The following is a 17,016-nucleotide window of genomic DNA, read 5'->3' on the forward strand; positions in this document are numbered from 1 at the left end:
TTTGCTGATGCCATTTTTTTCGGCTACTGATGCTTTTCCTAAGGAGAATTTCCAATTCAACACATTTAGGAGCTTGACATCATACCGCTGGACTTCTTATTCGTTAAGTTTGAGTCCCTTCCATTCTTTCAATAGATCCAGTGTACGCTCACGATACTTCCGTTCCTGCCTCCGGCTGATCCACCTGATGTTCATGCACATATGCGTTAAAGTAAGAGGAAAGTATGCGATAGGCAAGAAGGCATGCCTGTCCCTCATCGGACATATCCTGTGGCCGGCCATAACCTTCATGAAAACCAGCGGATGATTCTGTCGATAAAATCGCCTCAAACGCCCTGTCCGCAAACATGGAACGATCCCCATCAATGATGGCGGCAATGTTTAGCTGCCCGTTTTCCTCATGGACAAGCACGTTGGCTTCCCCACCATACTTCCATGGCACGACAGTAGACAGTAGACAGTAGACAGTAGACAAACAGACGGCACCTTGCGGTACCGTCCTTCTGTTTATCCATTAAACATTACAGTTGAATTGTAAGCGAGCCTGTACCTGCTGCTGCCGTAACGACAACACCATTTGCACCAGACGCTTGGGAACCACCCTCTACGCCGGATACACTATCCATGCCACGCAGCACGAGATTCCATGGTTTGCCTGCACCTTCAGCACGAACTTCCAGAACAGAACCGTTACGTGATACGTTAACAACCAGCTCCTGCTCAGCACTTTGGTTCACAACCACCGCTTGAGCGGAGTTGCCGTCAGCCAGTTCGAACAAGTGAAGGGACACATTGTCCGCAAAGTCATAATCCGGTTTGCTATCCACAGCACCAACAGCAATCAGGCTGTTTGGCTTAACCATCATTGGCAGTGTTTTGAAGTCATGGTTTTCGCTTATCCAGCGTCCACCTTCAACTTTAGCACCTGTCAGATAGTTGGTCCATGTACCTTCAGGCAGGTAATAACGAACATCACCCTCCTTGTTGAAGATTGGAGCCACCAGAATCGAATTACCAAACATGTATTGTGTATCCAGGCTGTATGTTGTTGGATCCTCTGGGAAATCAAGCAGCATAGCGCGCATCATTGGAATACCTTTTACAGTCGACTCGACCGCAGAATTGTAAAGATACGGCATCAGGCTGATTTTGAGTTTGGTAAAGTCACGAACAACGTCCACGGATTCCTCGTCAAACAGCCAAGGCACACGATACGAAGTGCTTCCGTGTAGGCGGCTGTGAGAAGATAAAAGTCCGAATTGTACCCAGCGTTTGTATACGTCAGGGGTCGCTGTACTTTCAAAGCCGCTAATATCATGGCTCCAGAACCCGAAACCGGAAAGTCCAAGTGAGAGGCCGCCGCGAAGTGATTCAGCCATGGATTCATAAGTAGAAGAGCAATCTCCGCCCCAGTGAACCGGGAACTGTTGACCACCTGCTGTTGCAGAGCGTGCAAACAGGGCAGCTTCGTTTTTGCCAATCTTCTCTTCGAGCAATTCAAATACAGCTTTGTTATAGAGCTGTGTATAATAGTTGTGCATTTTAACCGGATCAGAGCCATCGAAGTACACGACATCTGTCGGAATTCTTTCACCGAAGTCTGTTTTGAATGAATCAACACCTTGATCAAGCAGAACTTCCAGCTTGCTCTTATACCAATTCACAGCATCCGGATTCGTGAAATCAACCAGAGCCATCCCTGCTTGCCACATATCCCATTGCCATACGCTGCCATCCGCTGTTTTGACCAGGTAACCGTTCTCCATACCTTCATCGAACAAGTAGGATTTCTCTGCAATGTATGGATTGATCCACGCACAGATTTTGAGTCCTTTTTCTTTCAGACGTGCAAGCATGCCTTCCGGATCGGGGAACATCGCTTCATCCCATACGAAATCAGACCATTGGTATTCCTTCATCCAGAAACAGTCGAAATGGAATACAGACAGCGGAAGATCGCGTTCAGCCATGCCATCGACGAAATGGTTAACCGTTGCTTCATCATAATCCGTTGTAAATGATGTTGTCAGCCACAGACCAAACGTCCATGCCGGTGGGAGCGCTGGTTTACCTGTTAATTTCGTATAATTATTAAGTACATCCTTTGGATTGTCCCCACCGATAATGAAGTATTCCAACGTCTCGCCTTCTACGCTGAACTGCACTTTAGATACATTCTCAGATGCAATCTCATACGATACGCGTTCAGGATGATTTACAAATACGCCATATCCTTTATTGGACAAGTAGAAAGGAATATTCTTATAGGACTGCTCACTGCTTGTACCGCCGTCCTCATTCCAAGTGTCCACCACTTGGCCATTCTTAACAAATGGTGTGAAGCGCTCACCGAGTCCGTAAACGTATTCACCAATGCCGAGATCAAGCTGCTCGCGGAAGTACGCTTCCTTACTTGGACCAGTAATATAACCAGCCGCTCTTTGACCGCTACCTGTAATCCGTTTTCCTCCATACACGAAGCTGACGTCCCAACCGTTCGTTTTGTCGATTTGAACTTCCAGATTGCCGCTTTTCAAAACAGCGCCTTGTTCATTTTTCGAGATGTCTACTTTCACATCTTGATGGTTAAGCTCAAACTCAGGCCCTTTTTTCACTCTGCCCTTATGGTGATTCAAGGTTACGCGAATAACGTTAGGCATAGGGGAGCTGTATGTTGCTTTAAGTAATGTACCGTTCAACGTGTCGCCTTTGGTACGAATATATTTAGTAGCCGCATGTACGGTTAAAGAATCCTCTTTTTGCACAATATCACGAATGTCAGTCGGGTTTTGAACGTGGTACCCTTCACGAGTCATCCAGAATCCATCAGTAAATTTCATGTTTTCTTTCCCCCTTTGGTTATACTATAATAATATTGACATTAATAACGAATTTCTTCTCATATTTTGACCAAATATATCACGATTCTGATATTTCTTATCCGATTCTTTATAAACACCACCAATCCATGGTAACGTTTACATTAATAATGATGCAAAAGGAGATTCACATATGGAACGTGAACGATTACGGGAAGACCGGATTCACGGCAATGCCATGTATCCAGTCAGTGTGTACCCGGATATTCAGCAATTGAATGGCGACAGCATACTGGATTGCCACTGGCACGACGAGATGGAGTTCACCATGGTGACTCAGGGCAGTGCTGTTTTTCAAATTGATATGAATACGGTAGAGGTTCAGGCGGGAGAAGCCATCTTTATCAATCGGGGGGAGATTCATGCAGGCTATCTGAAAGGCGATGTCCCTTGTGTTTTTTCATCCATTGTATTTAACCCGGAGCTGTTAGGGAGTCGCACGTTTGATGCTGTACAGGAGAAATTCGTTGGTCCACTTGTACACAAAACGATTATTCCCCCTTACCATATCCAAACCAATGAGGCGTGGGGACAAGAAATCATTTTTCACTTGAAACGTATTTTCGCCGATCATGCCGCCGGGACACCCACCTGCGAGATGACGACCAAAGCTTACCTCTATCTAATATTTGCACAAATGTTTGAACATATGAGACCTGCCGCACTCAAAGGGACAGTCCCATCAGGCAGTCATGATAAAGTGGAACGCCTGAAATCAGTGCTAAGTTATATTCACAAGCGTTACCCTGAACCACTCAAGTTAAAAGAACTGGCAGATGAGGCCAATATGAGCGAAGGACACTTTTGTCGCTTTTTCAAACAGATGGTGCAGAAAAGCCCGGTCGACTATATCAACTATTATCGCATCCAGCAGGCCTGTGTTCAGCTTGAGAATACCGATCACAAAATTGTGGATATTGCCCTGGACGTCGGGTTTGAGCATTTGAGCTATTTCATTACAACATTCAAAAAACACAAGAACATTACCCCGTCCCAATATCGCAAAATGTTTTATGAGAAAGTGGCGATGGAACCTGCACTAGTCTAAGCTTAAACTCCTTTCTGGTGCGGCACTCAGCACATTGAACTGACGATTGTTCGCTGTTCTCCACTTATATTCCAGATAGCAGATGCAAAGAAGGTGCCACAGCCTGTTCGGCCGTAAGCACCTTCTTTATCATTCTGATGAATTGAATTTCATTTTACTTTTTCAATGTTTCCCATGAGCTGTACTCATGCACCGAGAATCCGTTAAAGGACGAATGCACACTTGCCATTTTCTCGACCAGCTTGAGCTGTGCTTCCATATATGCTGTACCCTCTTCATAAAAGGTAATAAAATCGCCTTCCTTGCTTTGCTTGGTCTCCACGGCAATCGATACCGTTTTACCCAAAGTTGAAGCTTCGTCCAGCTCATCCTTCGCTACATTATAGATGGCCGCAGCCGTATCCCGGTAAGCCATAATGGTAATCGAGTCAAACTTGCGGATCATCCAGCTGCTTACATTCATCGTGGAACCCGGAATCTTGTAACCGTCCAGCCAGAAAGGCAAATCCGCAGCTACAGGCATTTTCATCCGTGCGGCCCGATCAACGATGTATTGAACATTCCCCTGCCACTGCGTAATCACACTGGCCTGATTGGTTTTCCACTCAGGATGTACATGAGGTTCAATGTCCAGATGGATGCCGGCAAATTTCTCATTGGGCTCTACTTGATTTTGATACGCTTCAACCCAGTCCAGGAAATCTGTAATTTGATCCCGGCTCTCCGTCAGTCCCCAGGCAGGTCTTCCATCCATAACGTCTACGGCAATATTTTTCTCTCTGGCCTTACGAATGAAATCCGTATAGTACGGAAGCTTTACATCCCGATTCATTTGTAGGTAGATCGTATTGATTTTGTTCGTTGTGGCAAACTTCAGCACTAGCTGAGGGTTACTTTGAATCTGCGTGGTGTCCCATACCCAGGTTGCTCTTACCGATCCCTGTACCGTTCCATGGATGGTTTCATAACTGTCGACTGAGCCAAGTGCAGTGGCCTTGCAAACATACGTATTCCCTACAAACAGCATGAAACAACTAATTAACAAAATGAATTGGTATCTCTTTTTGCTTTTCATATTTGTACACTCCCTTTGATGTTATGCAGCTCTACCGTGCAAATCTCGATGAAATTCTGTCGTTTTATATTCATTCATTAGATACGATTTCGATGTACGACTATTTACATTGCTTTTATATGCAACATCATCTCTTAGACTCACGACGAAAGAATCATATAACTTTATTTCGGGTATTCACACTTCTGTATTTATAGTTCTAAAGTCTCATTTATGAAAAACTTTTTAATTTAAGCCTAATTCCACCCCAACATGGGTCATTTTTGCATATGTACAACAGACGACTCAAGACCTAGTAAGCGTTTTCCTATGACAATAAAAAAAGGCCGCCCAAAGGCGACCCTACACTTCTCTTCCTATTTCAAGGAAGAATGGACACGCTATTATTCATTAATTACCAGCTGGAGCAGCCGGTGTATTCTCCACCATCTCATCAAACAGGGATACCAGCTCAATGCCTTCTGCCGAAATGCGTACCAGTCCTTTATCAGACAAACGCAATTCCGGAATAACAACAAGTGCCAACAGAGATAGCGTCATAAACGCATTATTTAACGTACAGCCCGCAGACTGTAACGCTTCACTGACAGCCGCAGATTGAGCTGCTACCACTTCAAAAGATTCCGTGGACATCAAGCCTGCAATGCGCAGCGGGAATTCAGTCACACCCGAGGCAGTCACGACAGCTACGCCGCCCTGCATTCCAATAACCCGGTTGCCCGCTTCAGCCATCAATGCGTCATCATTCCCGATCATGAGCAGATTGTGGCTGTCATGCGCAACGGTCATCGCAATGGCCGCAGGACCTGTGAAGCCTATGCCCCCAACAAGAGCAACGGCGCGATTGCCCGTTTGTTTGTGACGCTCCAGCACTGCAATTTTGCAGATTTCACCTGATGTTGAAACGACGACATTGCCATGTTCTACCGTGACATTAACATGCTTCTCCTTGGTATCCACATGATTCTCCGTCACATGAATGACTTTCGCTCCAATCGTACCTTCGGTAATCGGCGCAGACAGCTCCATGTCCTTCGGCTGGATGTTGGCTTCCAGTTTCACGGTATTCAGCGCCTCTTCCGGATATGTGAAGCTGTCCCAGACCGCTGTCATTTTGCCGTTCTCTGCCACGATATGCCCTGCGGCAATCGTCATGCCTACACGGACATCAGTCAAGCGTCCATCCAGCAAAATAATGTCGGCGATATTCCCCGGAATAACCGCACCAATATCGCGTGCTACACCGAAACGTTCAGCCGTATTGATTGTTGCCATCTGGAAAGCGGTAACCGGCTTCACCCCTTGAGAAATGGCCAAACGCACAACAAAGTCCATATGGCCTTCTTTGAGCAGCGATTCCGAACTCCGGTCATCAGTCACCAGCATCATGCGACGTGTATCCAGGCCAAGCTCTGTGCAGGCTTTGATCGTTTCCGCAACGTCATGCCACGCAGAGCCCTGACGCATTTTGGCGTACATGCCAAGCCGCAGGCGTTCCACCACATCTTCCTTCGTAACACATTCATGATCCCCCGTAACGCCGCTTGCTGCGTAGGCTGGCAGACGCCAGTCATCCGCTGCCCAGGTGAAGTGACCGTCTGCCACCTTGCCTGCTCGGAGCGTCGCCTGAATTTCACCGATCATCGTCTCGTCCCCGTACACGACCCCAGGGAAGTTCATCACTTCACCGAGACCAATCATATCCGGACCCCAGGAGAGGGCTTCCGCCACTTCTTCCGGTCCAATATAAGCGCCAGTGGTCTCCAGTCCAGGATGTGTGGAAGGAACACAGGAAGCCACCTGCATATAAGCAGCCATTGGCGTCGTCCGTGCTTCATCCAGCATCAATCGCAGACCTTTGAGTCCAAGCACATTGGAGATCTCATGCGGGTCAAAGAACCCTCCCGTTGTACCGGAAGGTAGAACGGCTCTCGCAAACTCCGTTACTTTCATTTGTGTACTTTCAATGTGACAGTGCCCATCCAGCAATCCGGGAGCAATGTATTTGCCTTCAGCCTCAATGATGCGTGTATGCTCTCCAATCGTATGGCTTACATCTTTACCAACATATGCAATCCGGGCGCCCTGTACCGCTACAGACATGCCCGGCAAAATTTCACCCGAAACCACATTAACCAGCGTTCCGCCCCGAATGACCAAGGTCGCAGGCAAGTCTCCCCGTGCTGTTGCCACCAGATCCGGTACGCAATCCGCCATTAATGGGCGTTCAAAAGATGGTGTGTTCATGTTGCTGCCTCCTTCATTAAATAAACGATCCAAAAAAAAATAGATTGTTACGATTATATGAGTCTCGCCGTCATGTGTAAAGAAAATTCACACCTATTGTGCATGAACACAAATGCTGGATCATTTTTTATCCATGAAACCTAATCCGTCTAATCTCATGTCAGAAGAGATGAAATGATCTATGTCCAGTTATGTCCAGAGATCTACTTCGTACCACTCACAGCAAAGCCTAATCTCATGGAGCTTCTTATTCCCCGCATCGTATTCCGCGATACACCGTAATACTCAGAAAGACTCCCGTCCATTCGAACGGAAGCCTTCTCCAAGAACATGAAAGACGAAGTCAATCAGCCTGAGCCGCAGACACCTTGCCCATATCATACAATTCCTCGGACTGTGACGTAATGAATGGGCTCGGTTTCCCCATGCAATAGACATGCAGCAAATGCATGGCACGGGTACATGCCGTATAGAACAGCTTACGTTCATGTTCCTGCGCATATTGCGATGCAGATCCGTCATAGATCAGAACGGCATCAAACTCCACACCTTTGGCCAGATACGCCGGGATGACATGCACACCCCGTTCAAAGGCCAGTGTTGTTTTCTTGATCAGCTTCGGTGCCGCAGGCAGTACTTTGCTTAACGCCTCATGAATGTCCTTGCTCTCTTCCGCGGTTTTGCAGATGACCGCAACCGATTCATATCCTTCCTGGATCAGGTGCTTGAGATCAGCTGTAATAACATCCAGATGCTCCTGTTCATTGGAGGAAACGATTACTTTCGGCTTCTCCCCGCCTCGGTTAAATGGAACGATCTCTTCTCCACCCGGAACCATGCCGCGTGTAAACTCCACGATCTCCTGTGTTGAACGATAACTTCTCGTCAGCTCGATCACTTCCGTATTTTCCGGTCCATACAGGTTAGTCAGCGGTCCCGTACCACTCAATACCGAAGAGTGTGCATAGATAGCTTGATTAAAATCTCCAAGTGCGGTGATTTTCGATCTCGGGAACAATCTTTTCATAAATGCCAGCTGGAAGGCAGAGTAATCCTGCGCCTCGTCTATGATCACATGGCGGATATTGGAGTTAATATGGAAACCAAGCAGCAACTCACGCAGATACAAATAAGGTGTGATATCCTCATAAGCCAGCTCCTGTACTTTCAGTCTACGCAGTGTCATCTCACTAATCTCTTCCCAATGGGAAGGCGGTGCTTCCTCTCCCAACAGGCGAACCATCTGGGCCCGGTCGTTGAATAAGTGCGCGTACAGTTGACGGACATCGACAAAACGTAGCGATTTGATCCATTTGCGTAAAGGCTTGAGCCGATCACTGACCACCATCCGAGCAAGGATCTCCCGTTCCTGCTGGAAATCATCGAACGTGTCTGACTTCCCTTTTTGCTTTCGCTTGAGGCGCTGGTAGGCCCGCTGCAGATCCTCCGGCTCCATCAAATCCAGTTGTTGATCTACCCAAGGTGCCTCCAATTCACCTTTGCCAAAGGCCGATAACTCTTTCAGCATCCAGTCCCGCAGGATTTCCAATCGATTCACCAGTTTGACCGATGGCTCGAAGCTATAAAATTTCTCCTCCATGGCCTCAGCTGTAACCACAGCTTTTCCCTGGAAACGAACCGGCTTGAACTTCATGCCTTCCGACATCATGCTGTCCTTATAACGTGTTATCACCTTCAGGAAAGATTCGGATGACTTGAATCGAATGCCGGACATACGTGCTTCGTACTGAGGATCTTCTGATCCGGTCAGTACATATTCAAGCTGAATGAATGGGTCTTCCAGCTGATATTCACGGCCCAGACGGCGTTCCAGATACTCCTGGAAGGTCGTTTGCAGCATATTTTCCTCCCCAAGCTCAGGTAGTACAGTAGAAACATAGCTGTTGAACATCGGGTTTGGCGAGAAAAGGACCATTTGATCCGCTTGCAGGTGCTCGCGGTATTTATAGAGAAGATACGCCACACGTTGAAGTGCAGCGGATGTTTTACCACTGCCAGCAGCTCCCTGCACGATCAACATGCGAGTCCGGTCATTACGGATAATCCGATTCTGCTCCTTCTGGATGGTCGCCACAATGCTTTTCATCTGTGCATCTGAGGTTCGACTGAGAACGGCCTGTAACAGTTCGTCCCCAATCGTAACCCCGGTGTCGAACATAAAACGGATACGTCCGTCCCGAATAACAAACTGCCGTTTCATCTCAATATCGCCACGGATCTCACCACTCGGTGTATGATACGTGACCGGACCTGGCGCACCATCGTAATACAGGTTCGATATGGGTGCACGCCAGTCATAGACAAGGAAGGACTCCTCCTTCTCATCCAGCAATGATGCGATCCCCAGATAGATTCGTTCTGCATTCGGATAGCCATTTTCCTTAAAATCAATGCGTCCAAAATACGGTGAATGATGCAGCCGTTTCATTTTGTCCAGCGCTGCTGCCGTATTCAGGTGACTACGCTCCCGGTCCGATAAAACCTGCGATTGCTGCCGCATGCTGGTGGAGGTTTCACCCACGTCATCCGCTTCGCTGAAGTTCATGGTGACTTCGTCCCAGAAGTCTTTTCTCATCCCCACAACTTCATCCCTGAAGGAACCTACCTCTTTTTCTAGGATGTCTATTTTCCGATCAATCTGTTCTGTTACAATGTTGACCCGCTGTTGCTCCTCGCTCCATTGCTGGTCTGTACTCATATGTTAATACGCCCCTCTTTCCCCGGATTGTGTCCTCAAAAGCCCATTTGACAAGCCCGAAAAGGCTATGGTATAATTAATTAGAAAGTAAACATTTTTATTTTATGTTAATTAGTTCTAATTTTCTGAAAACCATTTTTTATTGTACCAGTGACAACGTCCCGATGCAAGCGGAGGCGTTTTTTGTTGTTTTCATTCTATTATTACCCTCGATTGGGATGAATATAGAACGTTAACCAATCTATTGTCCTAATTCTTCAATGGTCTCTCTCCACCGTGTAATGGTCCCAGACTCATCTTTTAATTGAAATGTTATCCCTGAGGTAATCTCCGCATAGGGTGCATAATCTACTCGAACGTTTAAAACCTGAGCCTCAAAACGTTCTCTCGGATGCACAGCTTCCATGAGCTGTGGTAGTGAGGTCACTTCCAGACGAATAGATAACAAGCTCTGCTGATGAACAGCAATCAAGGTAGCCTTGCCTGTTCGCTTCATATTCATACTTGTCTGTGTTCCCGGCCATAAAGCCAGTCTCAGCAGGTTGGGCGTGACGGCAATGACTTCTCCCATACTGATCATCGCCTGATATGGCCAGCCATCTTCGGACACCGTCAGCAATTGCATCGCTTCGTGCTGCTTCTGCTCCAGATCCTGTCCATTGAACCACTGCGTCCATTTAGGGTCAAGCTGTGTTAAATTCATACGTATCTACCTCGGTTCGATTGAGTTGGTTGCGCAAGGTTTGCGCTATGTATGCAAAACAACCCGGACACGCTGTCCGGGCTGGTTGTGGTTCCATTGTATATGATGAAACCACATCACCGCAAACCGTATTACCATGTTTACGGCCATTTAAGCCAATTCAGAATTTTATCCTGTGACTCCTTGTCTTCACTGGCACTATGCACATGTTCGGCAAGCCGGTTCAATCGTTCCAGCTGATAGCCATAGTCATAGATCGCGGCAGCTACGATGGACAGTCTCAGCATCCCTTCCTGATCAATATCAAACTGGGAAATGGCCTGCTCCATGAAACGATCATTATCCAAAATGAACTGTGCCGCCTCTTCCCCGTTCGGTTTCAGCTTATCCTCGAATTTGAGCAGCGCATGTTCATGGAATTTGATAACAAGCTCCAGATGTGCATCAAAGAACTGATCCATTTCCGGTGTTCGTGATGCCTGGAAATAATGGCGTTCTACCGAATCCAGCACATCGAATCCTTTTTGCAAACTCAGCAGCATCTGTTTGTATACGACCATCTGCCGAGTCTCGCTGAATTTGGAACGTTTCATCTTCTTCTGTTCTTCTTCAAATAAATTATATTTATCTGACAAAGATTTAATGGAACCGCCCAGATTATTTTTCTCATCCCGGAACACCACTTCCTTAATCTCATCCGAGATCGATGTCCGCAGCAGCAGTGACATGCCGCTGAACACACTCTGAATCTGTTTCACGAACTGAATCTTCGGCTTGGGTGGAAATACGGTAATATTAATAAGAAAAGCAGATACAATGCCGACAAGTGTCAGCAGGAAACGGTTCAATGCAAAATGCCAGTCACCCGACGCTTCCATAATCGATACAACGGTTACCAGCGTCAGGCCAACCGTTTCGCCCATATTCAATTTAAGACAAATCATAATAACCAGCACAATAATTAACCCGACGGCGATGGGCTCATTGGACAGCACCATGCCTCCCAGCAGGGCCACAATTGCCCCAAGTGTGGTGGTCTGCAGCTGATCCAGGAAATACTTCCAGGAACGATAAATGGATGGCTGCATCGCAAAGATGGCCGCAATTGCGGCTGGAACAGGAGATTGCGGGTTCAGGAACATGCTGCTAAGATACAGGGCCAGCGTGACCGCAATCCCTGTCTTAAGTACACGTGCACCAAATGACATGGTGACCCCTCCTCTTTTTCGAAACTGATTTCATTCGTTGGATGATCATTATCATTATTACCCCATATTTCTTTTTTTGCCCGAATCAATTCAGGAGAACGATTTATTGTATCATGGAAGCCTTTGGGTTACCATGCCCTGTATCCTGTTGATGAGTTAAATTCCATTCCCTATTACTTCTATGTATACACAACAATACCCCACACTCCACTCTCGGAAGTAGGGGGTATTGTAGGTTTAACTCAAACGGCGAAAGTTATGAGAACCTTCCTTCCCATTCACGCTTGAACTGCTCCACAAACTTCACCATAAAGTCATGCCGCTGCTCTGCCAGTTCCTTGCCATAGGATGTGTTCATCAGATCTTTTAGCTTAAACAGCTTTTCGTAAAAGTGATTGATCGTTGTACTGCGTCCATTCCGGTATTCCTCCCGCGTCATCTGCTCTCGTGGCGGAAGGGAGGGATCATACATCTCACGACCTCTCGCGCCGGCAAAAGCAAACGTACGCGCAATACCAATAGCGCCCAGCGCATCCAGACGATCCGCATCCTGCACTACCTGAGCTTCCAGGGATGAGACGGCAGGTCGCTGTCCTCCTGCATAGGAAATGGAACTAATGATGTGTACCACAGCTTCCCGTGTACCCGCTTCAAGCGGCTGGGTATCCAGCCATGCATTCAGCTTTGCCATTCCGGCTTCCAGACTTTCGTTCAGCTTCTCATCCGGCACATCATGAAGCAACGCAGCGAGTTCACAGATGAAAGGATCGGCACCCATACGGTGAGCGAGCTCGACCGCAAGTGCGGTCACCCGCTCGATATGCGGCCAGTCATGACCATCCGTATGCCCTGCAGCGTCTCCCTGAACAAAAGTACGAGCCGCGCGAAGGATGGCCTCTCCTGTTAACGTTCCATCAACCTGATCCCCATGCCCTAATTGTTGCGTGCGTAGGTTCAGATGTTGAGGGGAATTCTGTTTCATCTTACACGTCCCCGCCTTCGCGGGCTTGTTCACGCGGTATACGTCTCGCCACGCCGGTCTTAACCGCTGCTTCAATCACGCGATTGCGCATCGATTTGACGATTTTATCATTAAACACACTCGGAATAATATAATAACGGGTGCGCTCTTCATCCGAAATGGCAGAAGCAATCGCCTGAGCTGCTGCGAGCTTCATCTCTTCATTAATCTCACTGGCACGGCAATCCAGAACAGCTCTGAACATACCTGGGAAACACAATACGTTATTGATCTGATTCGGATAATCCGAGCGTCCTGTCGCCATGACAGCCACGATGTCTTCCACCACAGACGGCATAATCTCTGGTACAGGATTCGCCATAGCGAAAACAATTGGATCGGCGGCCATGGTTTGCACATCTTCCCGGGTTAACAGATTACCGCGTGACAAGCCGATGAAGACATCTGCTCCGCGAATAACTTCACGAAGTGAACCTGTCTCCAGTTCCGGATTGGTACGAGCCGCATAGTCGCTCCATACTTCATTTTCATAGGTATTCGTCCGTACCAGCGCACCATCACGATCGACCCCGACAACCCGACTCGCACCCGCGGACAGCAGAATATTACTGCATGCCACACCTGCTGCACCGATACCACAGACGACAATTTTTACATCCGTGATGGATTTACCAACCAGCTTGAGCGCATTGATCAGACCTGCATACAACACAACTGCTGTACCATGCTGATCGTCATGAAATACCGGAATGTCCAATTCCTCATTCAAGCGACGCTCAATTTCAAAGCAACGCGGTGAGGAAATATCCTCCAGATTAATCCCGCCAAATGCTGGTGAGATCGCTTTCACAGTTCGAATGATTTCCTCGGTATCCTGTGTATCCAGGCAGATTGGAAAAGCGTCCACTCCTGCAAACTGCTTGAACAACATCGCTTTACCTTCCATGACCGGCATCGCGGCACGTGGTCCAATGTTGCCAAGCCCGAGCACGGCACTGCCATCCGATACTACGGCAACCGTATTCCGCTTGATTGTCAGCGAAAATGCCTTTCCAGGCTCTTCTGATATAGCTGAACATACCCGGGCCACATCCGGTGTATATACACGTGACAGATCTTCCCGGTTATGAATCGGAACCTTCGGAGTAACCTCGATCTTGCCGCCCAAGTGCAGCAGGAACGTCCGATCCGATACGTTTATGATGGATGCCCCTTTAAGCTGGCGCACCCCTTCTATAATTTTGCTGTTATCTTGTGCATCCGTTACAGCGACAGTTAAGTCGCGCACACTTACATCCTGATTGGTCGAAATGACGTCAATGGCGATAATGTCTCCGCCAGCTTCCGAGATGGCCGAGGCCACTTCACCAAACTTGATATCTTTTGTTGTCATTTCCAGCCGAATAATAAAGCTGTTACCGTCTAAATTCCTTTGATTCATTCCAATTCCTCCCAGACTGAAAGTCATGAGTTGCAATGTTACCTGTTTGTCTTCGCTGCGCGGACACGTTTATCCTTTATCTTGCCCAGAAAAAGTACAGCGATATTGATTTACAATACTTCTATAATAGATTAATAATCACTTCTTAACTGTATTTGTTCAAAATCAGTTCTATTTAATGTTAAAAGAACCCCCCTTGACTCTCCGTGCAAAATAAAAGTACTACCTTCCATCCTTTGCAGAGGAGAACAAGGCATGTCTCATATGTATACTTTATCACATCAAAATCATTGGTACACTCTGCTTGAACATTGGAAACCTCCGCTACATTTCTAAAAGCCGATGCTTAATCACATCAAACACTATCTAAAAGTTTTTGCTTTCTAGTGGATTTACGAGAAGCCAAATCGCAGCATAATTTTTGTCGTTCTTGATGCTACCATGTGTGAAAAAAACAAGCCCTCGTTACAGACTGCATACACGATTTAAGGCGCTTTATTTAAACATTCTCATCTCAAGGGTCGGCACGTCTACAGTCACACTATTGTACAAACAATGCTTCGTTCTAGAATCAGGGTTTCCTTTTGCTACAAAACTTTACGATTCAGAAATGAAAGAGCATAAAATCGATTTGAGTTGCGAAATGCCCCTAACCGTTAAGAGGCCATGGGATGCACCTACGTACTGATGAATTCCTAGTACCAATTTGGTAACCATCGGCTCCCCCTATCAGATATATCCCTGAAAAGGGAAGGACAACCTCTCTTCTTATATTGGAAAGAGGCTGTACTATGTTACAAATATGACAGGCCTGGGAGCTTTTTGGATGAGATACCTTACTACCTTTTACAGAAAAGGAAATACATGATTGAATATATCTATAACCAAGACTGGAGCTACATTAGATCAATTTAAACATAGTTCGGAGGCGCATAAGAAAACTGTAGCTCTTTGAACTTGCAAATATTTGAATAGATTATAAGCAAATACAGTATAGTTCAGTTTTCTTAGCCTCTTACAACCCTCAACTTAATAAAGTCGAGGAGTAATGGACATAGCTCAAATCCGATATGATTAAGAACTTATTTACCATTCGAATATATGTGTAGCAATTCATGGACGAGATTATGAAGATGCCTTTGATAATCATTTACCGACTCTATATCAGGTTCTATTTTATCAACCGTTCTTTAGTTCAATCTCAGCGATGTTTAAACAGTTACATTGCTAAGAATGAAATGATTTTCAACCATTGTGTCAAGGCACATGAGCATCAACAATCCGGAACAGCTCAAACCCAAGAATTTTCACTTAGGCATGGAAACAGTATTCATAATTAATTCATTTAACATCTTATCCTTAAATTCAATTGGAGATTGGCGAACATATCTTTTAAATAAAGATGAGAATTGAGAGCTATTTGAAAAACCAAGCGTAGCTACTATTTCCTTAATCGTAAGAGACGTGTGAACTAATAGCACTTTCGCTTCATTAATTTTCAAGTTATTTAAATGGTAAATAGGCGGAAATCCAAAAACTCTTGAATAAGAATTACAAAGATAAACAGGATTAGTTTCCACTAAATCTGACAACATATTCAAGGTAATCATTTCTCTATAATTAGCTCTAATATATCGATTCACCTTAATTAGTCTAGTGTCAATTTTCTTATCATTAATTACACATTTTTCCATAGAAAAACAAGTTTGACAAGTATCTATAATGCTGTTTTTAATTGTGTTAATTGGTTCAATAACAATATCTTCTTTGAAGAGCGATTCATTCATAATGTATACTTTTTTCAAATAATTAGACGAGAATCTTGTTCGAAATAGAAAGCCACTCACTGTAGAAATATGTTCAAATTCATTACATAACACTAAATTTTCTAAATTAACAATTGCTTCGTCTCCAGTACGTAATACATATTTTGATTTACGATTCAATATTTTTATCTCATCTTTAGCTTTTATATAGATAAAGCAGTTTTTTTGTATGTTCTTTTTAATGAAAGTATGAGGCATTAATGTAACTTGAAATGTATTCAACAAAATGAAATCCATTAGCACACCTCTCGCTATTAAATAAATTTTCTTTAATATTACAACAATCCTTCAATTGAAAGATCAATCGCTCAACACTCACTTTAGTAGCGAACAAGGGTATAACCGCATCAGGCTTACGAGAAAAAGCCTGATGTAGCGTTTGTTTCCCTTGCTACGTTTTTAATAGATTGGTAGCCATTTCGCAAATATATTAGGCAAGTTGGCTGAAGAAGGCATTACAAAACCGTGCGGAGCGGAGGTGAAATCGTCCGACCAACCTAGCGTAAGCGTAGTTTACCCATTTTAGTATATTTGCCTGTGGAATGGTCAAATAGCCGAGCTATTAATTCCGCTTTTTTGATTAGGTTTTGGTTTAGCATTGAATTGTCAACGATAAATCCACTCACTCATTTGGGAATAAAAAGCGATTCGAAATGACGTATGGTCCGAAGGCTTAACGTAGTATATAAGCATCGTCTTCACACAAGGAAGATTGAATAAAAAACTCAAAAACGGCATCTTGGCTTGGAAGATAAACTCTGCGTTCGCTTTTCAAAAAGACGAATCAAGTTGTTTCCTTTAAAGACCAAAGAGAATACGATTCTAAAAATCACTAAACTCGAAAGGCCAAACGATTGAAAAGGCCTGCATGTTGCAAAGCGATGTCTA

At 45.5% G+C, this 17,016-nt stretch carries 11 protein-coding genes; 1 reads left to right on the top strand and 10 read right to left on the bottom strand.

All coding sequences use genetic code 11. The features are described from left to right. Positions 1-148: 148 nt before the first annotated feature. Positions 149-475, bottom strand: a complete 327-nt coding sequence (locus BMW94_RS19955; protein WP_139209374.1) for a hypothetical protein — start codon at positions 473-475, stop codon at positions 149-151. Between the two features lie 46 nt (positions 476-521). Then, entirely contained in the window at positions 522-2,840 is a 2,319-nt protein-coding gene (gene yicI, locus BMW94_RS19960) for an alpha-xylosidase (protein WP_091000709.1), read from the bottom strand. 172 nt (positions 2,841-3,012) lie between these two features. On the opposite strand from yicI, the gene BMW94_RS19965 reads away from it, so the two are divergent. Further along, positions 3,013-3,927 (top strand): AraC family transcriptional regulator, encoded by a 915-nt coding sequence (locus BMW94_RS19965; RefSeq protein WP_091000710.1) that lies wholly within the window; start codon positions 3,013-3,015, stop codon positions 3,925-3,927. A 154-nt stretch (positions 3,928-4,081) separates the two neighbouring features. Here the strand turns inward: BMW94_RS19965 and BMW94_RS19970 are convergent, their stop codons facing one another. The 8 genes from BMW94_RS19970 to BMW94_RS20005 form a co-directional block, all read right to left on the bottom strand. After that, entirely contained in the window at positions 4,082-5,002 is a 921-nt protein-coding gene (locus tag BMW94_RS19970; RefSeq protein ID WP_091000711.1) for a hypothetical protein, read from the bottom strand. Between the two features lie 390 nt (positions 5,003-5,392). Then, positions 5,393-7,249 (bottom strand): adenine deaminase, encoded by a 1,857-nt coding sequence (locus BMW94_RS19975; RefSeq protein WP_091000712.1) that lies wholly within the window; start codon positions 7,247-7,249, stop codon positions 5,393-5,395. A gap of 343 nt (positions 7,250-7,592) precedes the next feature. After that, positions 7,593-9,968, bottom strand: a complete 2,376-nt coding sequence (helD, locus tag BMW94_RS19980; protein WP_091000713.1) for an RNA polymerase recycling motor HelD — start codon at positions 9,966-9,968, stop codon at positions 7,593-7,595. A gap of 241 nt (positions 9,969-10,209) precedes the next feature. Next, positions 10,210-10,671 (bottom strand): hypothetical protein, encoded by a 462-nt coding sequence (locus tag BMW94_RS19985; protein ID WP_091000714.1) that lies wholly within the window; start codon positions 10,669-10,671, stop codon positions 10,210-10,212. 140 nt (positions 10,672-10,811) lie between these two features. Beyond that, positions 10,812-11,879, bottom strand: coding sequence for an FUSC family protein (locus tag BMW94_RS19990; RefSeq protein ID WP_091000715.1), 1,068 nt, complete (start codon positions 11,877-11,879; stop codon positions 10,812-10,814). A gap of 256 nt (positions 11,880-12,135) precedes the next feature. Beyond that, positions 12,136-12,861: an HD domain-containing protein gene (locus BMW94_RS19995; protein WP_254790314.1), complete on the bottom strand. Its 726-nt coding sequence runs from the start codon at positions 12,859-12,861 to the stop codon at positions 12,136-12,138. Position 12,862: 1 nt separating this feature from the next. Then, the gene (locus tag BMW94_RS20000; RefSeq protein WP_091000716.1) at positions 12,863-14,302 is read right to left on the bottom strand and encodes an NAD-dependent malic enzyme; all 1,440 of its coding nucleotides are present in this window, start codon (positions 14,300-14,302) and stop codon (positions 12,863-12,865) included. A 1,307-nt stretch (positions 14,303-15,609) separates the two neighbouring features. After that, a complete protein-coding gene (locus tag BMW94_RS20005) occupies positions 15,610-16,365 on the bottom strand; it encodes a helix-turn-helix domain-containing protein (RefSeq protein ID WP_091000717.1) in 756 nt (251 codons plus the stop codon). Positions 16,366-17,016 lie beyond the last annotated feature (651 nt).

The organism is Paenibacillus sp. OK003, from assembly GCF_900109515.1.
Lineage (GTDB): Bacteria > Bacillota > Bacilli > Paenibacillales > Paenibacillaceae > Paenibacillus > Paenibacillus marchantiae.